Genomic DNA, 26,145 nt, shown 5'->3' with positions numbered 1-26,145 from the left:
TCCATTTTCAAATAAGTTTTATATCCAATACTATTTAATCATTAATACAGCATGAATTCAAGGATATTACAGTTTAATTTTCAGGATGATTTTCTTCCATCCATACATTCAAATCTTGTAAAAATGCTTGGAATTGTTGGGGATTTTTAAAATCTGGTATATTTGCCAACAAGACTTCAACGGGTTTAGTTACATTCGTTTCTTTTTTCTGCAATACCAATATAGATTTACGTGCTTTTTCATTTTTAAATAATGTTGATGGTAAATTTAAAAATGCTTGCATTTCAGTTTCTGTAGCAATGAAATTTTGTAACTGTTTCACATTATTGCCTTCAAATATATTACTTGGCACTACTAGAAATGCAAATCCAGAAGGACGCATTGCTGTGATCGCTTGTTCTATTAATAAGAAATGAGAGTAACTATGACCCTCTTCAAAGCCGAGTGCCATTTCCTTACTTCTGTCATCTACTGGATAATATCCAATTGGTAAATCACCAATCACTACATCCGCATCTTCAAATGGTAAAGGCATGATTGCATCTTGCGGATATACATCGAAAGGAATTTCCAAAAAGTTTGCTAAATGTACACTAACTCTTGATAATACTGGATCAACTTCTACCAAATGATGCATTAACGTATGATTAGCTAGTACTTCGTGTACAGATGCACTTAAATGCCCTGCACCACTGGCAATATCAGCAACATGCATAGATTCATTATTCTTTAAGAAGCGTTCTGCTAAAAATCCTAAAATTAAACCAATTGAATCGGGTGTGATTTGGTGATTTGCTTGAATGTCTTCTTTTTGCATTAAGCTAAGGTATGCGAATTGGAAGGCTTTTCTTCTATCTTGCAACGTTGCACGTTCCAATAAATCTCGCTTACTTGTATAAATATATTCCATAGCCAACCCTAAATTTTCTATAAAGCTTTGTCCGTTGTCATCATTTAAAGTTTTGGCTTTTTCATCTAATGTCTTAAACAATTGTTCCATTACTGTTTCTTCTTGTGTCATCTAAAAGTCCTCTCTAAAAAAACTGCCCATAATTTGATTGAAACTAAGTCAGTCTATACTAACTCATTTTACCAAATAATTATGGACAGTAATGTTTATAATGTCAATCATACTGTTCACTGTTGTGACAATATCTTCAACTTATAAAAATTATATATATAAAACGTAATTAAATACTGCGATATGCTTCTAAAGCAGATTCAAAATCAGGGAAATCTGTACCTTCTGATACAATTTCTGAATATACTACTTTGTTATTTTTATCTAATACAAACACTGAACGTGCAAGTAAACGTAAACCTTCCATTACCACACCATAATTTTTACCAAAAGATAAATCTCTATGGTCGCTTAAAGTAATGACATTTTCTAAGCCGTTTGAAGCACACCATCTTTTTTGAGCAAATGGTAAATCAACTGAAACTGTTAAAACAACGCCTTCTTCTTGAGATGCCTCTTCGTTGAATTTACGCGTTTGTTGATCACAAACACCAGTATCAATAGACGGTACTACACTAATCAATTTCTTTTGACCATCATAAGTTGATAAATTTACTTCATTTAAATTGTTATCTAGCAATGTAAAATCAGGCGCTGTTTGTCCTTCTTTTACTTGTGAACCTAGTAATGTAACTGGATCTTGTTTAAATGTAATTTGCGCCATTTGAACGCCTCCTAAATTATTAGTGCTTACAACTGTAATTATAACGCTTTGTTAATTTGAAAGATAGCATGCAATTTGAAAATGGTGTCAATCTACTTTAAATAAAACAATTTGCTAAACTTATTTTTGATAACAACTGTGTCTGCAAAGTAATCATGAATACCTCTATGTTTATTAGTAAATATAACAACCAAATAAGGTAAACTACCTAGCACACCATTGATAATTCTGCCTATCCATTCTCTAAATAAGACATCTGACCATGTAAGTTGTTGTCTATCTATTCGTTCTACTCTGATGTTGCAAATCATTTTCCCTAGTGTTTGTTTATAATATTTCGTTAACAGGACAAAATATAAATAAAATAATAATGCACCCAATATATGATCTACACTAAAATAATCAATCCACAATTTAGCGGAATCTATATTTGTAAAGTGATATATTGGTTTGAAAATGATGCTATGCACACCAAACACGATGAGACAATCAATGACAAATGCGCAAAACCTTATACCGAAACCAGCATAAAGTGCTTTTTGCATTTGTTGTTGATAGAGTTCGTCTTTTTCTGATTCAGGCATCTGTGTGTGTGCTTGATTTAATGATTGTGTATTGTCATTTTCTATATTATCCATAGATATCACCTAACCTTCGTAAAGATACATCGGTTCAGCTTTAGTATCGTTTTTGAGTATTGATTTTACATCTTTTAGTTCATTAGTAAATTGTGAAATATTTGTTTTAGCACTATATACTGATGAGAACCAACCACCATCTTCACTATATTCAAAGACTTCTGCATCTTTTGCATTCATGTCTTTTTTCATAGCTTTCAATGTACTATCTTCATAACCAATTTCATCGATTAAGCCATTACTTTTTGCTTGTTGCGCACTGTAAATACGACCATCTGCCAATTTTCTTACTTTACTCTCTGACATATGTCTACCATCTTTAACAATGTTCACAAAACGATCAAAGCTGTCATCAAGCACTGATTGCAAGATATCCTTTTCCTCGCCTGTCATTTCTCTTGAGCTACTTAATATATCTTTATGTTTGCCAGATTTTATTACATTCTGTTTGATGCCAAGATTTTTTTGTAATCCTGAATAATCAATACTAGACATAATCACACCTATTGATCCAGTCATTGATTGTGGACCGGCATAGATTTTATCTGCAGGTGCCGAAATATAGTAGCCACCTGAAGCCGCCATGCTACCCATATGTACATAAACTTTTTTACCTTTTTGCTTGATTTGCTTTATTTTCTGATATATTTCATCACTAGGATATGTTCCGCCACCAGGTGTATTCACAGTAAGTAACATGCCTTTGACTGAATCATCTTTTTTTACTTTATCCAATTGCTTTAGAAAAGCTGTATGATTATAGCCTTCTTCACCAAACATGCCTCCACCCGTACCTTCTGCAATTTCACCATTTAAGGTTAAATGTGCAATACGTTTACTTGAATCTCCTTCTTTTTCAACTTCTTCAGTAAAAGGATCCATGTCCGTCGTAGTTGACTCATTAAAAATAGACGACACAACTGCGGATATTGAACTCATAATAATACCACCGAGTACGATTACAACCGCAAGGACTATAGCGATAATACGCTTTTTCGACATTTTCAGTCACTCCTATATATTTTTATTGACTCCTACTTCATTAAAACACAATTAATTCACGTGTGTATACCATATTTATTATAATAGTTTTAAAAAAACAGACATATGAATGAATCGTTTTCATATGTCTGTTCTCTTTAATATTTAATTTTATCTCGCATTTAGTTTTGCAACAGTTGCATTACATAATCATATGTATTTTTCAATATAAGTATTGCTGTCACAATAATAAATAAAGTTTTGACGTAACCCACACCTTTTTTAATCGCAAACATTGCGCCTATGTATGAACCACAAACCATACTAGCTGCCATAATTAAGCCATAAAAATAATCCACCTGACCTAAACACATAAACAAAAGTAATGCGCCTAAATTAGAGGCAAAGTTTAACACTTTTGCATTACCTGCGGCTCCTAAGAAATCAAATCCAAACATTAATAGAATGAATAACATAAACGAACCCGTGCCACCGCCTAAGAAACCATCATAGAAACCTATCAAACTCATCAATACAGCAAATAGAATCGCTTTTCCTAGTGTAAGTTTGGTGAAAGTTCGTACATTACCCCAGTCTTTTTTCATAATTGTATAAATCATTACCAGTGTTAAAATCACGATAACAATTGGTTTTAACAGTTCTGATGGTAAAAAGGTAGCTAAACTTGCACCGCCGATTGACAGCAAAAACACAAACGGAAATAGTTTTCCAACAATTTTTAAATCAACATTACCCGATCTTAGAAAACGTAATGCACTTGTTAACGAGCCAAAAGCACTTGCTAATTTATTCGTCCCTAATGCTATTGATGGTGGCATACCAACTGCAAGTAATGCTGGAATTGAAATTAACCCACCGCCACCTACGACAGCATCTATAAATGCCGCTAAAAACCCAAGTAATACAATAATGATTACTATTGATATATCCCATTCCAACATATTAAAGTCCCCTTTTTCATCTCTTGATGCACATGTAGTGTCGTAGTACTAATCCCAGAGCACTATATCTACAACAACTTCATATTACGTAAATTTGTACTATCAATACAGCTATATAAGAAGTTATGTCCTGAATTCTGTTTAAATTCATTGCTTATTTTGTCTTTTTAGCTAAATTTAAAAAGAGCGCACAATAAACTGCTTAATAAAATCTTTCCCCGCTCTACTTCCTAGCTATATTAAAACAAATCGTCCGCTAATGCTTGTGTCGTTGTATCTTTTTCACTTTGATAATCATTTGTAATAACAATTGTTTCTATTTGGTCTACTGCTTGTTGCACAAGTGGTTCGAAATCATAACCAACTTCATATTTTTCAACTTTTTCAATATCTGGCTCTGTTATAGGATTTTTTGGCGGAAATATAGTACAACAATCTTCATATGGTTGAATTGAAACATCAAATGTACCAATTGATTTCGCTTTTTTCACTATATCCTCTTTATCTAACGTTAATAATGGGCGTAACACTGGTGTAGAAGTCACATGATTGATGGCATACATACTCTTCAATGTTTGGCTGGCAACTTGTCCTAAATTCTCTCCATTGACAATTGCATGTGCACCTATTTGATGTACGAGTTTGTCTGCAACGCGCATCATCATACGACGTGTCGATGTCATTGTATAACGTTCATGTACTACTTTATTAACTTGTTTTTGTAAATCAGTAAAAGGCACGATATGCAATGTAATTGGTCCTACATGTGCTGACAAAATTCGTGTTAGTTCGATGACTTTTTCCTTCGCTTTTTCACTTGTGAATGGTGGACTATGAAAATGAATTGCTTCTACAGTTACACCTCTACGCATCACTTCCATACCTGCGACAGGAGAATCAATGCCTCCAGATAACATAAGTAATGTCTTACCGCCTGTTCCTACTGGTAAACCACCTGCTCCTGGAAGTACTTTGTCATACATATAGATTGCATCTAAACGTACTTCGACCTTGATATTATGGTCAGGTTTATGAACATCAACAGTAAGGTGATCCGTCGCGTTTAGTACTGCGCCACCTATAGTTCTTTGTAATTCGTATGTGTCATAAGGAAATTGCTTGTCTGAACGCTTGACATCAATTTTAAATGTATCGTTTTGTGCATAACCTTCAGCAAATCTTACTGCAAGCGCATTGGCCGCTTCAACCGTTTTTTCAATTTTTAGCACTGGACTGATTGAATATATGCCAAATACTTTTTGAAGTCTACTACACATCTCTTCGATGTCTGCACCTTCTGCTAGTTCAATATACATTCTGTCACGATTTGCCTTCACAGTATAACCTTGTAATGGCATCAAGGCACGTTTAACATTAGAACGTAATTTATTCACAAATATTTTACGGTTTGCGCCCTTTAAGGTTAATTCACCATATCGTACTAATATGTGATCATATATCATTTCAATAACTCCTTCACTTCTTCGTATACAAATTTGAATTTATCTTTAAATGTTGCGATTTCATCTGGCGTCGTATAACTCCCCATAGAAATCCTGATACTGCCTTCTATTTGTTGTTTTGGAATATCCATAGCCAATAATACTTCGTTGAGGCTTGCTTTTTTAGACGAACAAGCACTAGTCGTTGAAAGCATGACACCTTCTTTAGAAAATGCATTAACAAGGACTTCACCTTTCACGCCAGGTAGTCCAATGTTCAAAATGTGTGGCGCTGATCCTTCAGGCGAATTGATTTTGACACCTTTAAAACCAGTAAAAAATTGCTTCAAATCTTCAGTCATTGCAGTAAGTTTTTCATTTAATTCAGTCGTATTATTGACAGCAGTTTTTAGCGCTTTAATAATCGCTATATCAATCGGCAAATTAACTGTACCACTTCTTACACCAAATTCTTGACCACCACCATGAATAATAGGTTCAATTTGATGTATATTTCGAACAAAGAGTACACCCTGACCTTTTAAGCCATGGAATTTATGTCCACTTAAACTCAAGGTATCCACACCATTAAAGATAAGCGGTATTTTACCGATAGCTTGCACTGCATCGACATGTAAATGCGCTTTAGGGTATTGATGCACTATCTCCGCCACTGCTTCAATAGGTTGTATCTGTCCCATAATATTATTCACGTGCATACATGTTACCAAGCCAACTTGATCCGTCATCAATTCTTGTAAATGTGCTAGATCGATTTTACCTTCTTTTGTAACATCCACATACTTTATGATAAAACCATCAGCTTCCAGTGCTCTAACGACTTCTAATACGGATGGATGCTCCAATACAGATGTAATGATTTCATTTGCAAAATTCTTTTTCTTATATGCAATGCCCTTAAGAGCAATGTTATTAGATTCAGTTGCACCACTTGTATAGATAATATCAAATAATCGACCTAATTTAAATAAGTCTTTAATTTGATCTTTGGATTGTTGTAACAATTGATCTGCTTGCAAACCAGCTTGATGTGGACTATTCGGATTATAATAAAGCGATTGGTTCACTTTAATATATGTATCTAGCACATCTTGATTAGGCATGGTCGTCGCAGCGTTATCAAAATATATCAAATTGTTCCCTCCGTTCAATTGATTTAAATATTGGAATATGGTTGATTCATCTAGCCTTCTATTCCATTAATAGATATCATTTATAATTGATTTTAAATACATATTTAAATGCTACACTGTTAGCATTATACGCGCTTTTAATAAAAAGAAAAGATACCAAACTAGAAAAAATAAATCCATGCACTTGTATTTGAGTGAATGAATACTAACAATGTCTACATCTTAGTATTACTCATAAAACACAAAATACGTTACACATATAAAGCTTATGACTACGACTATATGTAATCAAAAAAACAAGTCGAGTACATGTGCACCCGACTTGTTTCCATTCATTTCTAGTGTAAAACATTACTATTGATTGTATTACACTTAACCAATAACTTGTGATTCAATTTGCTTAGTAATACCTGGTTCCACACTTTCCAATGCTTGTTCAGATATTTCAATTGAACGTTTATATCTATTATTTTTAAACAGACGTTCAGCTTCATTAAGACTCTTATCAATGTTTGAACTATCTTTACGATAACGGTTCCCATATTCAATTAATTTTTCTGCATACACAGCATTAACAAGTACATCCGTAGCTTCATCTTCAAATTCATTCATTTGTAGCACTACTTTAGAAACCTTATCTTTAAGTTGTTTAACATGAATAGGACGTACACTGAATTTTTTATTCACTTCTCTGACTTCATAATCAATTTCATTCTTCATAATAATGAAGCGCTCAGGAACACTAGGTAAGTTAGAGGCCAATAATTTTCTGTAAACCTCTTCTTTCTTCGCTTGAACACGCAAGATATTTTCTTCCGCTTCTGCTTCATCTTCTCTAAGTTGAATTAAATGATTTTGTAGTTTTTCTTGTTTGTCATTGATGACAGCCACATGCTCTTCGATATACGCTAAATTATCTTGCACTTCACTGTAACGAACGGCTGATTTTGCCATTTCTCTTAAAATTTCATCGTATACAGCAATTAAGTTTTGAATTTCATTTTCAAACTGTCTTACATTCTGTACATCACTTTCGTTAATGTAATAATTTTCTCGAACGTATTCAATTTCAGTTTGTAACGTATAATTCATTTCTTTTGCTTTAAACAAGTTGTCAGTTATAACTTCTTTCGTTTCCTCAACTTCATTTTTAGCTTTAACCTCGTGTTCGATAAGTTCATACATTTCATCTAAATGATCATTAATGCTATTTAACTTTTCATTGGCTTCATCAAGTTCCAATCTACTAATCATTGGCTCAACAAAACTCAACTCAGTTTTCAACGTTTGAAGTGTGCTATCAATTTTCACATGATCTAAATCATAACCTTCAACTTTTAAGTCTCTACAGCCATATTTTAAATCTTGAAATTGTCCTGGTAATTCTTTTTGTGCTTCTCTAATCAAGTCAGGAATTTCTTCCATATCCCTTTTCAAATAATTCATATCATCATTTAATGTTTTGATATGTTCGTGAGCTTGGATATAGTTCCCTTCTGATTTAAGAGATTCAAAAGTTTCCATTTCTGGCACAAACGATTCAATTTCGTGTTCTAGTGGTGCTGCTGCTTCACCAAATTGATGTCTATTTGCCAATACATCACGCTTCATTTCACGATAATCTGTCTTACATGCATCGTATAAATGATCGCTTTCCTTATGTAATGCTATAACCTCTTCTATTTTAGTAGTAAGATCATTATAGTTGGCTTCATATTGATCCATCATTTCGTGTGATTCATCCACTTCGGTTTGTGCTTGTGTAAATTTAAATTTATCTAACAAGCCTTCCGCATTATGAATTTTTTCTTCAACTGGTAACAAATGTTGGTTTTTACTGTCTAACGATGACTGTTTTAATCTGTCATAAGTTGATTTTGTCTCACCTTTTAAATTTAATTTTGTTAATTGAGACAAACTGTCATCATAAGGTAACTGTTCTACTTTAATTTTTCGTTCTTCTGCCCCTTCAATTAATTGGCTTTTATTTGAACGCATATAGAACAATACACCAACAATAATGAGTATAATAACTATAATTGCTAAAATGATATACAACACCATATGTTTTCTCCTCCTATTTTATCACTGTTCATTATAACGTAATTCACCTATCTATTAAAAGAGTAAATGAATTAATTCCTATGAATATTTCTATATTTATTTTAAATTTGTAACTATTATTCATATGTAACATGTTATTCCTTGTAATTTTTACGAATCATTTAATTGATTACTATTAAAACAATCTTTATACTAAATGAAAAATAAAAAGTGAGGTTATGCTATACTATGACACCGATTAAAGAAACAAATTATCCATTGTTAGAAAAGCAAATTGCAAGTTTAATAGAAGGTGAATCTAACTTAATCGCGATTTTAAGTAATGTATCTGCCATTCTAAATGATTCAATAGATCAAATTAACTGGGTTGGCTTCTATTTAATGGAAAATGATGAATTAATACTCGGACCATTCCAAGGACATCCAGCTTGTGTACATATTCCAATTGGAAAAGGTGTCTGTGGAACAGCAGTATCGGAAAATAAAACACAATTAGTTGAAGACGTTCATGCATTCCCTGGTCATATCGCCTGTGACGCAAACAGTAAATCAGAAATTGTAGTGCCACTTCATAAAAATGGAACAATTATCGGTGTCTTGGATATTGATGCACCGATTACCAATCGTTTTACCGATTCTGATAAAATTGCATTAGAAAGCATTGTTAACGTAATTGAACGACAACTCTCGCATTCATAAATTACCAGGATATAATGCATGTAGCAACATTTTACTGTTGACAGTTACGCATATCGTGTTACAATGTACTTTGTGTGAATAAACGAAATTAGCAGTTGTATATTAGTTGGCTCTATGTTGTTCCCAACGCGGACGTGCCGTGTAACCGTAGCTATGAGGCGAGGACACATAAAACAATATATCCAAATAAGCATACAACACTCTTTTTTGTTTTTTCATAACAACAAAAGAGAAAAAGGAGGAGTCTTATTATGGCTCGATTCAGAGGTTCAAATTGGAAAAAATCACGTCGCTTAGGTATCTCACTTAGTGGAACTGGTAAGGAATTAGAAAAACGTCCTTATGCTCCAGGTCAACATGGTCCTAACCAACGTAAAAAATTATCAGAATATGCATTACAATTACGTGAAAAACAAAAGTTACGTTACTTATATGGAATGACTGAAAGACAATTCCGTAACACTTTTGAAATCGCTGGTAACCAACACGGTGTCCACGGTGAAAACTTCATGCAATTATTAGCTGCTCGTTTAGATGCAGTTGTATATTCATTAGGTTTAGCGCGTACACGTCGTCAAGCACGTCAAATCGTTAACCACGGTCACATCGAAGTTGATGGTAAACGTGTTGATATCCCATCATACACTTTAAAACCTGGTCAAGAAATTTCAGTTCGTGAAAAATCTTTAAAATTAGATATCATTGCTGAATCAGTTGAAATCAACAACTTTGTACCAGATTACTTAGAATTTGATGCTGATAACCTTAAAGGTAAATATATCCGCGTTCCAGAACGCAGTGAATTACCTGCTGAAATCAACGAACAACTTATCGTTGAGTACTACTCAAGATAAGACAATCGTCGCAACCAAGAAGTCCTTTTGGATTTCTTGGTTTTTTTATGTCTTAAATATTTTTATCTAGTCCCCTCTTCCAATCGTTCATCTGAATTTACAAACACAATTTTATTCCGTATCCTTATAGTTACAGAGGAGTGTTAATTGTGATTATTAGAGCATTAGAAGAAACTGATCTAGATTTTGTACATCATTTAAATAATGAATATTCCATCATGTCGTATTGGTTTGAAGAACCTTATCAATCTCTTAGTGAACTTCAAACACTATATAAAAAACATATTTTAGATGAAGCTGAGCGTCGTTTCATTATTGAACATGACCAAATTCGTATTGGCGTAGTTGAATTAGTTGAAATTAATTTCATACACAGTAATTGTGAAATTCAAATTATTATTGATCCCAAATATAGTGGTAAAGGTTATGCCAAAAATGCTTTTAAAATGGCAATCGATTATGCCTTTTTAGTATTAAACTTACATAAAATCTATTTATTTGTGGATGTTAACAATGAAAAAGCTGTCCATATTTATAAAAGCCAGAACTTTTCAATAGAAGGCACATTGCAAGAACATTTCTTCACACGCGGTGAATACAGTGATTGCCATGTAATGGGATTATTAAAGAAGCATTGGGTTAACCAAAATGATAATGATTTATCACATATTCGTTAAGTAAAATCAATAGCGCTACCAAATATCAAAGTCTGACAAGCCCTATTATATAAGGTGAGTCAGACTTTTTTGTATTCTAGTATTTTTGGTAAACTCACATCAACTTTTCTGGATTATCTGAAATTAAACCATCAACACCTAGTTCAATCAGTTTTGCTGATACATGTTTTTGATTTACCGTATACGGCAGCACTAACAATCCATAATCATTAGCGTTTTTTATAAATCGTCTATTTATTAATGTATATTGCGGATTAATATACTTGGCATAAGTAGATATTTTCTTAAAATTAGGCATTCTATACCAAAATTTTCTTTTACTAATTAATACGCCTAACTCATAGCCTAAATCCATAGAGGCTATGTTCTGTATACACTGCGCATCAAAAGATTGGATGATGACCTTTTCTGTCGGCATCCCGTGAACTTTTAACTGCTCAATAAGTTTATTTTCAATCTCTGAATACAGGTGTGGTTTTTTAATTTCAATGAGTAATTTTTGAGGATAATTTTTAATTAATTCAAGTACTTCTGCCAATAATAATATCCGCTGTCCTTTAAAAGCTTCACCTTTATGTATACCAAAATCAAACTGCCTCAATGCTTCCAATGTAAGACTACCAACATGCCCACTACCATTTGAAGTGCGGTCAATCGTCTCATCATGAATCACAACAAGGTTACCATCTGCCGTACAATGAATATCAATTTCTAGTATATCAACTCCGGACTTTAATGCCGCTTCAAATGCTATGTATGTATTTTCTGGATATGCAGTTGCTAAACCTCTATGTGCAACATACAATAATTCTTTTTGTTTATGCTTTTGAACTTGCATCGACACACCCTACTTTCCTTATGACTCATTTTCATCTAAACTTAAGTTAACACATTATCTCGGGAGGTCAATCTTTATGGTACAACATGAATTTAAAGTGCAAACAAAATGGGAAGGCGGCCGAGAATCGGTTGGGCAATTAAATGGTGATATCATTGACGAGCAAATGTCTATTCCAGCCGGGCTTGGAGGCAACGGTACTGGTACAAATCCAGATGAGTTACTCGTTTCTGCAGCATCTTCATGCTACATTATTTCTTTAGCTGCTGTATTAGAGCGTGCAGGTTTCACTGATATTCAAATTAGTCAGTCATCTATTGGATTAGCTATATTTGAAAATGCAAAGTTTAGAATGGACACAATCACACATTATCCAGAAATTACCATAGCATCTGATCAAAAAGAACGCTTAAACAAACGCCTACCACAATTGTTAAAAGTTGCAGACAACAATTGCATGATATCTAATTCACTTAGAGGAAATGTAGCTATTAAAATTTCGCCCAAAATAAAATAATTTCGAAAAATTTTATGTATGACGGAATATGATTAAAACCACATTGAATACCCTTACATTTAATATAATAGTCTTTTTATTTCGTCTTTTTAATACTTTTGCGCTTTTATATTTTCAGAAAATTTGCTAAACTTATAAAATCTTAAGCATTGGGGGAATTAGAAATGAATTATTATCATCCATTGTTACTTACTCCTGGACCAACACCTGTCCCGGATGAAATATTACAAGCAACACAATTGCCAATGGTCGGTCATCGGTCAAGCGATTTTGAACAAATTGCAGAAGAAGCATTTCGCGTTATTAGACCCGTTTTCGGTACTACAAATGATGTTATTATTCTCACATCAAGCGGTACAAGTGCTTTGGAATCAAGCATGCTCAATATCGCAAATCCTGAAGATGATATTGTAATTATTGTATCTGGTGCATTTGGTAATCGTTTCAAACAAATTGCTGAAACTTATTATGATAATGTACATATTTTCGAAGTGGCCTGGGGAGAAGCAGTCAATGTTCCCGATTTTATTGATTTCTTAAAATCATTAAATAGACCTGTGGCAGCTGTATTCACACAATACTGCGAAACATCAACAACTGTGCTGCATCCAATTTATGAATTAGGAAACGCACTTAAGGCATACGATTCTGCTATTTATTATGTAGTCGATGGCGTTAGCTGTATTGGTGCAGTAGATGCAAATATGGAACGAGATCAAATTGATGTGCTAATCTCTGGAAGTCAGAAAGCCATCATGTTACCACCCGGGCTTGCATTTGTAGCTTATAATGATCGAGCAAAAGCACGTTTCAAAGAAGTAACAACCCCACGCTTTTACTTAGATTTTAATAAGTATTTAACATCAATGGCGGGTCATTCTACACCTTTCACACCTAATGTGTCACTTTTCAGAGGGGTAAATGCATATGCACAATTAGTTGAACGAGAAGGATTAGACCAAGTGATTCAGCGTCATTATGCAATTCGTGATGCATTAAGACAAGCACTTGTAGCTCTAGACTTTGAATTACTTGTGGAAGCAACATATGCTTCCCCTACTGTTACCGCATTTATTCCTAATACAAAGGATGAATTGAGTTTTATTAAAAATGAATTAAAGCAACGTTTTGCTATAACAATAGCTGGTGGACAAGGTCATTTAAAAGGACAAATATTACGTATTGGCCATATGGGTCAGATATCACCGTTTGATATTTTACAAGTCGTATCTGCATTAGAAATAATTTTATCAGAATATAGAAATCAAAATTATATCGGCACAGCTATTACAAAATACATGGAGGTCGTCAAAGCTTATGTATAAAATATTAGTTTCAGATCCAATTTCACCAGAAGGTTTAAAAAGCCTCATTGATCATCAAGATTTTGAAGTAGTAATTGATACAGATCTCAATGAGCAACAACTTATTGAAGCAATTGCGCAATATCAAGGACTCATCGTTCGCAGTCAAACACAAGTAACTCAAGCAGTAATAGAAGCAGCACCACAATTAAAAGTTATCGCTCGTGCAGGTGTAGGTGTCGATAATATCGATGTGGATGCAGCAACTAAAAATGGTGTTATCGTTATTAATGCTCCAGATGGTAATACCATTTCTGCAACAGAACATTCTATGGCGATGATCTTATCAATGGCTAGAAATATCCCTCAAGCGCATCAATCACTGAAAAATGGTGAATGGGACCGCAAAACATATCGTGGTACAGAGCTTTATAATAAAACATTAGGTGTCATTGGTGCAGGTAGAATTGGGCTCGGTGTCGCAAAACGTGCGCAAAGTTTTGGAATGCATATCCTAGCTTTTGACCCTTATTTATCTGAAGATAAAGCCAAAGAATTAAACGTTACACGTGCGAGTGTAGATGAAATTGCTGAAAAGGCAGATTTTGTTACCGTACATACACCTTTGACACCTAAAACCAAGGGTATTGTCGGTAAAACATTTTTCGAAAAAGCAAAACCAACGCTACAAATTATCAATGTGGCTCGTGGTGGAATTATTGATGAAGCAGCACTCGTTGAGGCACTCAATGAAGGACAAATTCAAAGTGCTGCCATCGATGTTTTTGAAAGTGAACCTGCTACCAACTCACCTCTTGTTGCGCATGATGATATCATAGTTACACCTCACTTAGGTGCGTCTACAGTTGAAGCACAAGAAAAAGTCGCAGTATCTGTTGCAAATGAAATTGTAGATATTTTCGAAAATGGTAATGTTTTAAATGCAATTAACGCACCTAAGATGACTTATAGTGAAATTAATGAGGAATTAAAGCCATATATAGAATTAAGCCAAATTACAGGTGAAGTTGGAATTCAATTACTCGAAAAAGCCCCACGTGAACTTCATATTAAATACGAAGGTGATATCGCATTAGATGATACAAGCTTGTTAACAAGAACACTTGTATCAGGTGTACTAAAACAAGACCTTGCCGAACGTGTAAACCTAATAAACGCACTCGTATTACTTAATGAGCAAGGCGTATCTTACAATATTGAAAAAAATACAAAACATCGTGGCTTTAGTAACTATATTGAACTCACTTTGATTAATAAAGATACACAAATTAAAATAGGCGCAACTGTATTAAATGGCTATGGTCCACGCATTGTCCGTATCAATGACTATCCTGTAGACTTTAAACCTGAACGACACCAACTTGTTATTAATCATAACGATAGACCTGGGATTGTTGGACGTACTGGCCAAATTTTAGGTGAATATGAGATAAATATTGCTTCAATGCACCTTGGCCGTATTCATCAAGGTGGCAATGCATTAATGATATTATCCATTGATCACCCTGCCACAGAAGAAGTGATTGATGCGTTATATGCTATTGAAGGATTTAACTTAATCAGAAGTGTTGAATTGGAATTACCACAGCAATCAAACTATTCTATTTAAAACAGAAGAAATATAAGCAGATACAACCATTGCGTTGTCTCTGCTTATTATTTTTTGTCACTTAGATGTTGACAGAAAGACAGTCTTTGTTCAAATCATTTTTTTAAATTTATAGGTACTCCACCCTTAACGAAACAATATTTGTCACCGACAAGTTCATATACACAATCCAATCCTAATATTGTATTCAATTTGCATCATAAACAAAGTAAAGTGCAGATTTTTAATTAGACATTATTTTATATTACTCTTTTTGATTAATTGATTTAATTAATGCATGAAATATCATCACTGTTTAACTTATAGTTATTATAATATTATAGGCAGTTTTTAATGCCGACTCCTGCGGGAATAGCACTAGCCGAAGACTACAGGCTAAGGCAGTACCCGCGGAAAGCGCGCATAAAAAACTGCCAACAAAGTCAAAGACTTTGTCGACAGTATAAAGCAGAGACAACAATTCCGTCGTCTCTGCTTTGTCATGTTTTAATTACAATAAAATATTTCTAATATCTCCCACATGATCAACAATGTAATCTGCGCCATTTGCTTCTAACTCTGCTCTTGCAGCTTGACCTTTAAGCCCTGTTAATGGACCTATAAATGTTGCACCTATTGTCTTGGCACTTAGTAAATCTGCTAGTGAGTCACCGACGATAAACACTTCATTCTTTTTAACACGTTGTGTTTGATTTGTAGCATAATGTTTATAATTATTTTGATCATTACCATCCAAAGCAATTAAATAACTAAATGGATTAGGTTTACCTAATGGCTTAAGTTCTGGATATATATCTTCGGCAATCAATACTTCACTTGCAGTTCCTATGTAATGCTCATCAAATAATGATTTAATCCCTAACGCTTCAAAAGGTACGATTGTTTCTGTGCGTGGTCTTCCCGTAGCAATTGCAATATGATAATCTGCTGCTTTCAAATCGATGAGTAATTGCTTAATTTCTACTACAGGTCTTAACACGACTTCATTATAGATATAACCTTCTTTAAATGTTGTGCGATTCGCTTTTTGTTCTACTTCACTATATAATTGATGCCCTAGATACCATTCCTGATAAATTTCCTGTGATAATAACCAAAATGGACTTTTCAGTTCAAATAAAGCGCCTTGTTGTGTGTCTAATTGCTCATTCGCATGTGCTACTAACGCTTGATAAATATTATCTTTACCCACTTTCACTCCATCTAAGAATGTTAATGGCGCGCTAAAATCTAAAGAAACATCCGTTGCATGCGCACCAACATTTTGTAATGTTTGTTGATTGAAAAGTTTATCATCAAGTACAGTTTCCTGTAATTCTCTGGGCAATGACTTACAAATCTCAATAAAGTGAAGTGCGATGACAATAAATAACATATCCCAATTCGAATTAAGCCCTAGTGATTTTAAACGTGTTAAAATATCATCATGATAAAAAACAATCGCTCTTATCTCTTTAATCTGTTTATCACTCAACTTATCGAATTGAATTGACGGGTCTAAACCTAAGTATGATTGACTCATAAGCATTTCATAAACTGTAAGCGCAGATACATCGAAGCATCTTTCTTCACTTAAAAATACACCATCCACATCAAATAATACTGACTTCATCATCTATGCACTCCTTTAATCAGAAAATTCTGATACTATTATATCCTACTATCTAAAGCTAAAAAGAGCAATCCATTTTCACCGATATAATCGCAAAATTACTATCTTACATAAATATAAAAAAGACACCTAACAACACATGAAATAATATATCTCACATTGCTAGATGTCCATAAATTAAAATTATTTTTCCATTTGTGCTTCAATCTCGTCAGCAACTTGCTGAACTTGTGTTCCAATAATTACTTGCGTATTATGCTTACCACTTTGCGTAACACCGACGGCACCTGCACCTTTAATTTTTGCTTCATCGATTTTACTATTATCATGCAATTCCATTCTTAAACGTGTTGCACAATTGGTTAAAGTCATAATATTAGCTTTCCCGCCTAAGCCTTCTAAGATTTGACTTGCTGTATTCGAATACTTATTCGTAGTACCTGTTTCACCATCAGGCACATCTCCAGTCGTAGCATTATCTGATGTTGGATCAGGTAATAAATTATCCCCACGACCAGGCGTATTTAATTTCAAGAATCTAATAGCTAGTCTAAATACAACATAATAAATCACAAAGAAGACGAGTCCTTGTACAAGTAACATATAAGGTTGGTTCGCAACTGGATTAATCAGTGACAACACATAGTCAATCAATCCTGCACTGAATGAAAATCCTGCAGTCCAATGGAACAAGGCAGCTATAAACATAGATAAACCAGTTAAAAATGCATGAATGACAAATAATACAGGCGCAACAAACATGAATGAAAATTCAATCGGCTCTGTCACACCTACGAAAAATGCAGAAATTGCGCCACCAAACATCAAACCATAGACACGTTTTTTCTGCTTTGTTTCAGCAGTATGATACATCGCCAATGCTGCTGCAGGGATACCAAACATCATTACTGGGAAGAAACCAGCCATATAACGTCCAGTCACACCATGTACTGCGCCATCGCCTGTTTGGAATTTTGCAATATCATTAATACCTGCTAAATCAAACCAAAATACAGAATTCAATGCATGGTGTAAACCAGTAGGTATTAATAAACGGTTAAAGAATCCGTATAAGAATGCACCAAATGGTCCTAAATCTAAAATCCATGTCCCAAATATGACAATCGCTGCATAAATATATGGCCATACAAATAACATAACCACTGCTAAAATAATACTAAAAAATGCAGTTAAAATAGGTACTAAACGTTTACCACTAAAAAATGATAATGCAGTTGGTAATTCTGTCTTACTAAATTTGTTATACGTATATGCTGCAATTAATCCAATAATTAACCCTATAAAAACATTTGAATTATTCATCTGAATAAATGCATCATCTACACCTGTTTCTTTAACACCTAATAATGGCGCTAGTTTCTCAGGACTTAATACGACTGTTGTTAGAAAGAAACCGACTGCTGCAGCTAAGACAACTGCACCGTCATTCTTCTTAGCCATCCCAAGGGCTACCCCAATCGCAAACAGTATACCCAATTGTTCCAATATTGTAGAACCAGCTGATGAGAAAAATGCTGCTACCGTAGGCAAGACACCCATAGCGGTTAATGCATTCCCAATTCCTGTAATAATTGCTGCTGCAGGTAATACAGCTACTGGTAGCATCAATGACCTACCTAGTCTTTGAAAAAAACTAAACATAAACATCCCTCTTTTCAAGATCATTAGTCATACGAAAAAACATCACATGCACAATATTGTCCACGTGATGTTGGTAACGTATACTAACTGTTATTGTACAGTTAAATAATACCATAATTTTTAAATAACTCGTATACTTTTTTAAAATACAAAAATATGAATTTGCAATTTAATTCTTGTTATTCATATATTCATTTAATTCTGTTTGTAATTGAATTGTTTTGCGCTCAAGTTCTTTCGTTAAAAATTCTAATTTCTCATTACGTTTCATCGTTTTTGGTAAATTTTTCGTTTCAATTGGTTCACCAAATTTGATGACAGCTTTGCCAGTCACTAAACCTTTGATCTTATTCGGACCAACATATGCTGCTGGCAAAATCGGAGCCCCAGCCATTAACGCAATTGTTACAGCACCACGTTTCATTGGGGCACCTTCATTATATTTCATTCGCTGACCAGTTGGAAAAATTCCAACCGTTTTGTTTTCTTTCAATAATTTAATTGGCTTTTTTAATGTACTTGGACCTGGATTTTCTCTATCAACAGGAAACGCATTTAATGACGTTAAGAATTTTCCAAACCATTTATTATTGAACAATTCTTTCTTAGCCATATAATGAATTTGATTAGGATAAATAGCAGTTCCTAACATTATCACTTCATTATAACTCTCATGCGTACATGTCACTAAATATCTATGTAGTTGAGGTATATTTTCTTTCCCTTGTACTTCCAATGATTTGCTCGTGTTAATGATGATTAATTTTAACAAACCGCTTATAAATTTATACATGTTCTCACCTGCTTCGTTTGGCTTATATTTACTCATTGATTTTATCATTTAGTGACTTTATGGACAAGGACATTTACATTTCAGTCTAAAGTCGTATAGTGATATACTAGAAAAAGTTGTAATAAACTTTCATAATAGTATATATAGTAAACAATGGAGGTAGCAAATGTCAGAATATAACAATGAAAATTACACAAACGAACAACACAATAACCAACACTCACCACACGCAGCGCCTTCTCAGCAAACGCAGACTCGATTAAAACCCAAGTTCCCTTGGTTTAAAACAATTATTGTCGCTTTAGCTGCTGGAATTATCGGTGCATTATTTGTGTTAGGCATTGGTAAAATTATCGAAAGCACCATGTTTGATGAAGGTGGCTCATCCGTAAATGAAGCTTCCAATAATAGTCATGGTGGTAATACACTTGATGGAAAAAGTGAAAAATATGATTCAGTCAATCAGATGATTAATGATGTGTCCCCTGCTATCGTTGGTGTCATAAACATGCAGAAAGCACAAAATTTAGATGACCTATTAAAAGGTAAATCTTCTAAATCTCAAGAAGCTGGTGTCGGATCAGGTGTTATTTATCAAAAAAATAATGGTTCTGCTTATATCGTCACGAATAACCACGTCATTGATGGTGCAAGTGAAATAAAAGTACAGTTACATAATTCTAAACAAGTAGATGCCAAAGTTATTGGGAAAGATGCGTTAACAGATATTGCCGTACTTAAAATCAATGATGCTAAAGGTACGAAAGCTATTGATTTCGCTAATTCTACTAAAGTGAAGACAGGCGATAGCGTCTTTGCAATGGGAAATCCACTCGGTTTAGAGTTTGCTAATTCAGTTACTTCTGGTATTATTTCAGCAAATGAACGTACAATTGACACACAAACATCGGCTGGTTCCAATAAAGTTAACGTGTTGCAAACAGATGCTGCAATCAATCCAGGTAATTCAGGTGGTGCCCTTGTTGATATTAATGGTAACCTTATCGGTATTAACTCTATGAAGATTGCAAGTGACCAAGTTGAAGGATTAGGCTTTGCAATTCCAAGTAACGAAGTGAAGGTAACGATCAAACAACTTGTAGAAAACGGAAAAATCGTTCGCCCTTCTATCGGTATTGGTCTACTGAATGTTAGTGAAATTCCTGAACAGTATAAGGATGAACTTAAGACTAACCGTAAAGATGGTGCTTATGTTGCCAAAGTCGAAACAGATAATGGACTTAAAGAAGGTGACATTATCACAAAAATTGATGATCAAACAGTGAAAGAAGATACAGACATTCGCTCATATTTATATCAACACAAAAAGCCAGGCGAAAAAGTCAAATTAACAATTGACCGCGATGGCAAGACTCAAACTGTTGAGATAACTTTAAAAGAACAAAAGGCTTCATCAATTAGTGCATCAAAAGATTCAGAGAGCGAAAGCGATTCCCCTTTTAATTAATTCATAAGAAAAGACAACACTACTCATAAAAATACGGTTTCAGAACATTGACAAGCCCTTCGCAAATTAATGCGAAGGGTTTGTTTATTTCTATTTATATAGCTTTTACTGTAAATTCCAAAATGAGATACTTCATCTAAATTTTATATACTAAATACCAACGCAAACTACTTTGTTTATATTCTTTTTCTTTGGTACATTGATTTAATACTAAATAATATTTTATATTTCTTTTACCAATTGCTTTGGTCCACATAATAAACACTACCCCTGTTTAATTTACATATATTCTAATTTTTTAATATTGGCAGTGATTTATGCCGACTCCTGCGGGAATAGCACTAGCCGAAGACTACTGGTTAAGGCAGTGCCCGCGGAAAGCGTTCATAAAAAAACTGCCAACAAAGTCGGAGACTTTGTCGACAGTCTGAAGCAACCGATGGACACATTGTGTGAACTCGGTTGCTTTATTTTTTATCTTGCGCCAAAACTACTTATAATTCACCATGTAGTATTTCTTCTTACCACGACGAATAATCGTAAACTCATTATCAATTTTATCTGCATCTGTAAGTTCATAATTTACATCTTGTTGTCTTTCACCATTAATATAAATTGCACCGTTATTGACGTCTTCACGCGCTTGACGTTTCGACGATGAAATATCTGTTTCAACAATTACTTCTACAATATTTGTAGTCTTATTACTCAGTTCAACTTGTGGCACATCTTTGAATCCAGCTTTCAATTCTGTTGCAGATAATGATTGTAAATCCCCTGCAAATAACGCTTTAGAAATACGTACTGCATCATCGAGTGCCGCTTGTCCATGAATAAAGCGTGTAACATTTTCAGCTAATGCTTTTTGTGCTTCACGTAAATGCGGCGCCTCAATCATGGATTGTTCTAATGCTTCAATTTCTTCTTTTTCCAAGAATGTGAAGTATTTTAAGAATTTAATCACGTCGTCATCTGTTGTGTTAATCCAGAATTGGTAAAATTCATATGGACTCGTCTTCTCAGCATCTAACCAAACAGCGCCACCTTCTGTTTTACCAAATTTCTTACCGTCTGATTTAACAACCAATGGAATTGTCAATCCGTAAGCTTCTGTTTGACCATACATACGACGCATTAATTCAATACCACTTGTGATATTGCCCCATTGATCCGATCCACCAACTTGAATTTTACAATTATATGTCTTGTTTAAATGACCAAAATCAATTGCTTGTAAAATTGTGTATGTGAATTCTGTGTAAGAGATTCCATGTTCTAAACGTGTTTGAATAGAATCTTTACCTAACATGTAGTTCACGCCAACATGTTTACCGTAGTCTCTCAAGAAATCAATTAATGAAATTTGACCTAACCAGTCTCTATTATTTACTAATTTAGCACCTTGTTCTGTATCAAATTCAAATATTTTATGCATTTGTTGACTGATGCCTTGAACATTTAATTCCACTTGTTCTTCTGTTTGCAATGTACGTTCCTCTGATTTACCAGATGGATCACCAATCATGCCTGTACCGCCACCAATTAATACGAGTGGACGATGACCATGTTCTTGGAAACGACGTAACGTTAAGAATGGTAATAAGTGACCAATATGCAAGCTATCAGCAGTTGGATCTGCACCACAATACAAAGTTACTTGTTCTTTATTTAATATTGTTTCAATACCTGTTTCATCTGTTTGTTGATAAATTAAGCCTCTCCATTGTAAATCTTCTAAAAGTGCATTTGCCATTGTATCAGCCTCCATTTTTTAGATATAGTTTTGAATTAGGATGTAATAATTGAGTAAGGTAGTAAATAACGCTACTTTTCTATATAAAAATATAAAAACGCCCCTACAAATTAATGTAAGGGCGCATGCGCACGGTACCACCATACTTTAAGTCAAACAACTTTATTAATGATACGTTCATTAACTAAAACGTTTGGATCTTACTCAATCAGGTGTATTCACACGTTGTTTATCATTAGTTCACAGCGACCACTAACTCTCTTGAGATAATACAATATGCTACTTCTCCTTCATCCAAAAACGATATCGAATTGATATTAATTATAAGTAACTCTATTTTAAAAGTCAATCCTATAAAATATGTTATAATATTGCTTAAATAAGAAGGAGGTTATACATGAGTCAACAAACAGCTGATAGCAATATGGATGTACAACATGAAGCATCTAAACTAGAAAAATTCGAACGTATTTATAAAAAAATCAAACATATATTCATGGGCTTGTTTGCCATACTTGCATGTACCTCAGTCATTTTATTAGCCGTTACTGTATTTTATTTTCAACATTTAACACAGTCATCCATAAACATGACTGATGAAACATTAAGATTAAAACTATTGAATATTGCAGGCACACAAGAAATCGATTATGACAATCACAATATTCTTTCTGAATATAACCAATCGATGAACCCACTCATCGTAGGACCTCAAGGCGTAAATAAAAATGTTATCAAAGCTTTAACCGCTTCTGAAGATAGTTTGTACTTCAAACACAATGGTATCTTACCGAAAGCTTTGTTACGTGCCGTTGGTCAAGATGTATTCAACTCTCAATCAGCGACAGGTGGTAGCACGATTACTCAACAATTAGTTAAAAATCAGGTGCTGACTAACGAAAAAACATATCATCGTAAAGCAAATGAATTGGTACTTTCTATGCGTGCGGAACAGGTACTTACTAAAGATGAAATCATCTATACGTATTTGAATATCGTACCTTTTGGGCGTGATTATAATGGTAACAATATATCAGGCATTGCATCAGCTTCTTATAGTTTATTTGGTAAACCACCTTCAGCAATTAATGTTGCTGAATCTGCTTATCTTGTAGGCTTATTGCAAAGCCCTTATTACTATACACCTTATGATGAAAATGGTTCACTAAAACCTGATGAGCAAATTCAAATTGGTCTTAATAGACAGCATTACGTACTGAAACGCATGTTAGTTGAAAAGAAAATTTCGGAACAGACGTTTAAACAAGCAGAACACTATAATATTAAACAACACCTATTAGCAAAATAAGGGAGCAGCATTGAAATTTAATCATTACAATAGATCTCAACACTGCTCCTTATATTTATACTATTTTATTTAATCCATGATGACTCGAAAATTTCAGGTTATCATTTTTCTTTATTAGAATAGCCCTACTGCATGTCCATCATCAGTAACATCCATATTTAATGCAGCTGGTTTCTTAGGTAGACCTGGCATAGTCATTATTGCACCAGTTAATGCAACGATAAACCCTGCACCTGTTTTAGCTTCTAATTCACGAATAGTAATTTCGAAGCCTTCTGGAGCACCTAATTGCGTCGCATCATCTGTGAAGGAATACTGAGTCTTAGCCATACAAATTGGATAATGATCCCAACCGTTGTCTTTAAATTGTTTTAATTGTTTTTGAGCTTTGCTACTGAAAGTAACTTTAGCACCGCCATAAATTTCTTTAACAATTGTTTCAATTTTGTCTTCTAATGGTTGTTCTAATTCATAAAGGTGTTTAAATGTTTGAGGTTGTTCAATGACTTCTAGCACTTCATTTGCTAAGTCAATACCTCCTTTACCACCTTTTTCCCAAACTTCTGTTAACGCTAAACGTACACCATTGTCTTTTGCCCATTGCTGTACGTATTCTGTTTCAGCATCTGTATCATGAACAAATGCATTTAATGCTACAACAGGTTCTAAGCCATATTTTCTAACATTTTTAACATGGCGCTCTAAGTTAACAATACCTTGTTTCAATGCTTCTACATTTTCTTCTTTTAAGTTATCTTTCGCTACACCACCATGCATCTTAAGCGCACGGATAGTTGCTACTACAACAACTGCTGAAGGTTCGAATCCTGCTTCACGTGCTTTAATATCGATGAATTTCTCAGCACCTAAGTCTGAACCAAATCCTGCCTCTGTCACGACGATATCTGCTAAATCTCTAGCCGTTTCAGTTGCTAGAATAGAGTTACAGCCATGCGCAATATTAGCAAATGGACCACCGTGTACTAACGCTGGTGTACCTTCAATTGTTTGCACTAAGTTTGGTTTAATCGCATCTTTTAAAATCATTGCCAATGCGCCTTCAACTTTTAAATCTGCTACAGTAACTGGTTTGCGGCTACGTGTATATCCGATTGTAATTTTACTGATTTTCGCTTTTAAGTCTTTAATATCATTTGCTAAACAAAGAATAGCCATAATCTCTGAAGCTACCGTAATATTGAAACCATCTTCACGTGGCACACCTTGAGTTGGACCACCTAATCCTACAATGACATTACGTAACGCACGATCATTCATATCTAGTACACGTTTCCACTCAATACGACGTTGATCGATTTCTAATTCATTACCTTGGTGAATATGATTGTCAATAAATGCTGATAATGCATTATTTGCTGTTGTTATCGCATGGAAGTCACCATTAAAGTGTAAATTAATATCTTCCATTGGTAACACTTGTGCATAACCACCACCCGTTGCACCACCTTTAATACCAAAAGTAGGTCCTAAAGCTGGTTCACGTAATGCGACCATGACATTCTTGTTAAGTTGATTAAATGCATCAGATAAACCAACTGTGACTGTCGATTTACCTTCTCCGGCAGGTGTTGGACTCATCGCCGTTACTAAGACCACTTTTCCTTTACCGTTATTTTGTTGAACTTGATTAATATCAATCTTCGCTTTGTAATGACCATATGGTTCAAGTGCATCTGCAGGGATACCTGCTTTTTCAGCAATTTCTCCTATTGGTTTAAGTGTAGATTGATTTGCAATATCTAAATCAGATAAGTGTGCCAAATTCATTCGCCCCTTCTTAAAATAAATTTTAAATCAATAATCTTTATATATTCCTATATATACTACTGACAAAAATAAATCCTTACATGTCTAATTTTAACCAACTTAGAATATAATGTCGACAAATTGCGATAGCGCTTTCAGATTTTCATACACAAAATTGTAAATTTTACCCTTATCTATACACCAAAGTTGTATTATTGCACATTAATATCCTTCCATATTGAAATAATGAAAATTAAATATTGTTATTATTCGCTCAATAATAACCAGCTATATCCATTTAAACTCAATGAATATAGCTGGTTAAATTACTTTTAG

The 26,145-nt window shown here is 34.1% G+C and carries 22 protein-coding genes; 8 read left to right on the top strand and 14 right to left on the bottom strand.

Annotation, left to right across the window (positions count from 1 at the left end; translation table 11 throughout):
* Positions 1-73 precede the first annotated feature (73 nt).
* From ACSULM_RS00360 to ezrA, 8 genes are all read right to left on the bottom strand, one after another.
* The gene (locus ACSULM_RS00360) at positions 74-1,021 is read right to left on the bottom strand and encodes a class I SAM-dependent methyltransferase (RefSeq protein ID WP_436859789.1); all 948 of its coding nucleotides are present in this window, start codon (positions 1,019-1,021) and stop codon (positions 74-76) included.
* Positions 1,022-1,190: 169 nt separating this feature from the next.
* Positions 1,191-1,685, bottom strand: coding sequence for a thiol peroxidase (tpx, locus tag ACSULM_RS00355; RefSeq protein WP_436859788.1), 495 nt, complete (start codon positions 1,683-1,685; stop codon positions 1,191-1,193).
* A gap of 92 nt (positions 1,686-1,777) precedes the next feature.
* Entirely contained in the window at positions 1,778-2,323 is a 546-nt protein-coding gene (locus ACSULM_RS00350; protein WP_436859787.1) for an RDD family protein, read from the bottom strand.
* Positions 2,324-2,332: 9 nt separating this feature from the next.
* The gene (gene sppA / locus ACSULM_RS00345) at positions 2,333-3,325 is read right to left on the bottom strand and encodes a signal peptide peptidase SppA (protein WP_436854111.1); all 993 of its coding nucleotides are present in this window, start codon (positions 3,323-3,325) and stop codon (positions 2,333-2,335) included.
* A 161-nt stretch (positions 3,326-3,486) separates the two neighbouring features.
* Complete coding sequence (locus ACSULM_RS00340) at positions 3,487-4,266, bottom strand: sulfite exporter TauE/SafE family protein (RefSeq protein ID WP_069995098.1); 780 nt, start codon at positions 4,264-4,266, stop codon at positions 3,487-3,489.
* Between the two features lie 239 nt (positions 4,267-4,505).
* On the bottom strand, positions 4,506-5,729 hold the full coding sequence (gene thiI / locus ACSULM_RS00335) for a tRNA uracil 4-sulfurtransferase ThiI (protein ID WP_436859786.1): 1,224 nt from the start codon (positions 5,727-5,729) through the stop codon (positions 4,506-4,508).
* The gene (locus ACSULM_RS00330; RefSeq protein ID WP_436859785.1) at positions 5,726-6,862 is read right to left on the bottom strand and encodes a cysteine desulfurase family protein; all 1,137 of its coding nucleotides are present in this window, start codon (positions 6,860-6,862) and stop codon (positions 5,726-5,728) included. The genes thiI and ACSULM_RS00330 overlap by 4 nt, the downstream gene beginning before the upstream one ends.
* A gap of 372 nt (positions 6,863-7,234) precedes the next feature.
* Entirely contained in the window at positions 7,235-8,926 is a 1,692-nt protein-coding gene (ezrA, locus tag ACSULM_RS00325) for a septation ring formation regulator EzrA (RefSeq protein ID WP_436859784.1), read from the bottom strand.
* Between the two features lie 228 nt (positions 8,927-9,154).
* On the opposite strand from ezrA, the gene ACSULM_RS00320 reads away from it, so the two are divergent.
* The 3 genes from ACSULM_RS00320 to ACSULM_RS00310 all read left to right on the top strand — a co-directional run bounded on the left by ACSULM_RS00320 (position 9,155) and on the right by ACSULM_RS00310 (position 11,156).
* The gene (locus ACSULM_RS00320; protein ID WP_436859783.1) at positions 9,155-9,625 is read left to right on the top strand and encodes a GAF domain-containing protein; all 471 of its coding nucleotides are present in this window, start codon (positions 9,155-9,157) and stop codon (positions 9,623-9,625) included.
* A 251-nt stretch (positions 9,626-9,876) separates the two neighbouring features.
* On the top strand, positions 9,877-10,479 hold the full coding sequence (rpsD, locus tag ACSULM_RS00315) for a 30S ribosomal protein S4 (RefSeq protein ID WP_002483023.1): 603 nt from the start codon (positions 9,877-9,879) through the stop codon (positions 10,477-10,479).
* A 149-nt stretch (positions 10,480-10,628) separates the two neighbouring features.
* Entirely contained in the window at positions 10,629-11,156 is a 528-nt protein-coding gene (locus ACSULM_RS00310; protein WP_436854117.1) for a GNAT family N-acetyltransferase, read from the top strand.
* A gap of 94 nt (positions 11,157-11,250) precedes the next feature.
* Here the strand turns inward: ACSULM_RS00310 and ACSULM_RS00305 are convergent, their stop codons facing one another.
* Positions 11,251-11,994 (bottom strand): glycerophosphodiester phosphodiesterase, encoded by a 744-nt coding sequence (locus ACSULM_RS00305; protein WP_436859782.1) that lies wholly within the window; start codon positions 11,992-11,994, stop codon positions 11,251-11,253.
* A gap of 76 nt (positions 11,995-12,070) precedes the next feature.
* Here ACSULM_RS00305 and ACSULM_RS00300 point away from each other — a divergent pair, with 76 nt between their 5' ends.
* The 3 genes from ACSULM_RS00300 (at position 12,071) to serA (ending at position 15,445) form a co-directional block, all read left to right on the top strand.
* The gene (locus ACSULM_RS00300) at positions 12,071-12,511 is read left to right on the top strand and encodes an SACOL1771 family peroxiredoxin (RefSeq protein WP_436859781.1); all 441 of its coding nucleotides are present in this window, start codon (positions 12,071-12,073) and stop codon (positions 12,509-12,511) included.
* A 164-nt stretch (positions 12,512-12,675) separates the two neighbouring features.
* Entirely contained in the window at positions 12,676-13,836 is a 1,161-nt protein-coding gene (locus tag ACSULM_RS00295) for a pyridoxal-phosphate-dependent aminotransferase family protein (RefSeq protein WP_436859780.1), read from the top strand.
* Positions 13,829-15,445: a phosphoglycerate dehydrogenase gene (serA, locus tag ACSULM_RS00290; protein WP_436859779.1), complete on the top strand. Its 1,617-nt coding sequence runs from the start codon at positions 13,829-13,831 to the stop codon at positions 15,443-15,445. The genes ACSULM_RS00295 and serA overlap by 8 nt, the downstream gene beginning before the upstream one ends.
* A 490-nt stretch (positions 15,446-15,935) precedes the next feature.
* Here serA and ACSULM_RS00285 read toward each other — a convergent pair whose 3' ends face one another.
* From ACSULM_RS00285 to ACSULM_RS00275, 3 genes are all read right to left on the bottom strand, one after another.
* Positions 15,936-17,057 carry an HAD family hydrolase gene (locus ACSULM_RS00285; protein ID WP_436859778.1) on the bottom strand — a complete coding sequence of 374 codons (1,122 nt, stop codon included), beginning with the start codon at positions 17,055-17,057 and terminating at the stop codon, positions 15,936-15,938.
* A 183-nt stretch (positions 17,058-17,240) separates the two neighbouring features.
* Complete coding sequence (nagE, locus tag ACSULM_RS00280) at positions 17,241-18,719, bottom strand: N-acetylglucosamine-specific PTS transporter subunit IIBC (protein ID WP_436859777.1); 1,479 nt, start codon at positions 18,717-18,719, stop codon at positions 17,241-17,243.
* Between the two features lie 169 nt (positions 18,720-18,888).
* Positions 18,889-19,512 carry a lysophospholipid acyltransferase family protein gene (locus tag ACSULM_RS00275; protein ID WP_436854251.1) on the bottom strand — a complete coding sequence of 208 codons (624 nt, stop codon included), beginning with the start codon at positions 19,510-19,512 and terminating at the stop codon, positions 18,889-18,891.
* Positions 19,513-19,678: 166 nt separating this feature from the next.
* Here ACSULM_RS00275 and ACSULM_RS00270 point away from each other — a divergent pair, with 166 nt between their 5' ends.
* Positions 19,679-20,980, top strand: coding sequence for a S1C family serine protease (locus ACSULM_RS00270; RefSeq protein ID WP_436859776.1), 1,302 nt, complete (start codon positions 19,679-19,681; stop codon positions 20,978-20,980).
* A 490-nt stretch (positions 20,981-21,470) separates the two neighbouring features.
* On the opposite strand, the gene tyrS is transcribed toward ACSULM_RS00270, so the two are convergent.
* On the bottom strand, positions 21,471-22,733 hold the full coding sequence (gene tyrS, locus ACSULM_RS00265) for a tyrosine--tRNA ligase (RefSeq protein ID WP_436859775.1): 1,263 nt from the start codon (positions 22,731-22,733) through the stop codon (positions 21,471-21,473).
* A gap of 397 nt (positions 22,734-23,130) precedes the next feature.
* Here tyrS and ACSULM_RS00260 point away from each other — a divergent pair, with 397 nt between their 5' ends.
* Positions 23,131-24,042, top strand: a complete 912-nt coding sequence (locus ACSULM_RS00260; RefSeq protein ID WP_436859774.1) for a transglycosylase domain-containing protein — start codon at positions 23,131-23,133, stop codon at positions 24,040-24,042.
* A gap of 114 nt (positions 24,043-24,156) precedes the next feature.
* Here ACSULM_RS00260 and ACSULM_RS00255 read toward each other — a convergent pair whose 3' ends face one another.
* Positions 24,157-25,824 carry a formate--tetrahydrofolate ligase gene (locus ACSULM_RS00255; protein ID WP_436859773.1) on the bottom strand — a complete coding sequence of 556 codons (1,668 nt, stop codon included), beginning with the start codon at positions 25,822-25,824 and terminating at the stop codon, positions 24,157-24,159.
* Positions 25,825-26,145: the final 321 nt, after the last annotated feature.

The organism is Staphylococcus caeli, assembly GCF_051413795.1.
GTDB classification, from domain to species: domain Bacteria; phylum Bacillota; class Bacilli; order Staphylococcales; family Staphylococcaceae; genus Staphylococcus; species Staphylococcus caeli_A.
Note: the sequence above shows the minus strand (reverse complement) of the source record. Positions and strands in the feature narration are given on the sequence as shown.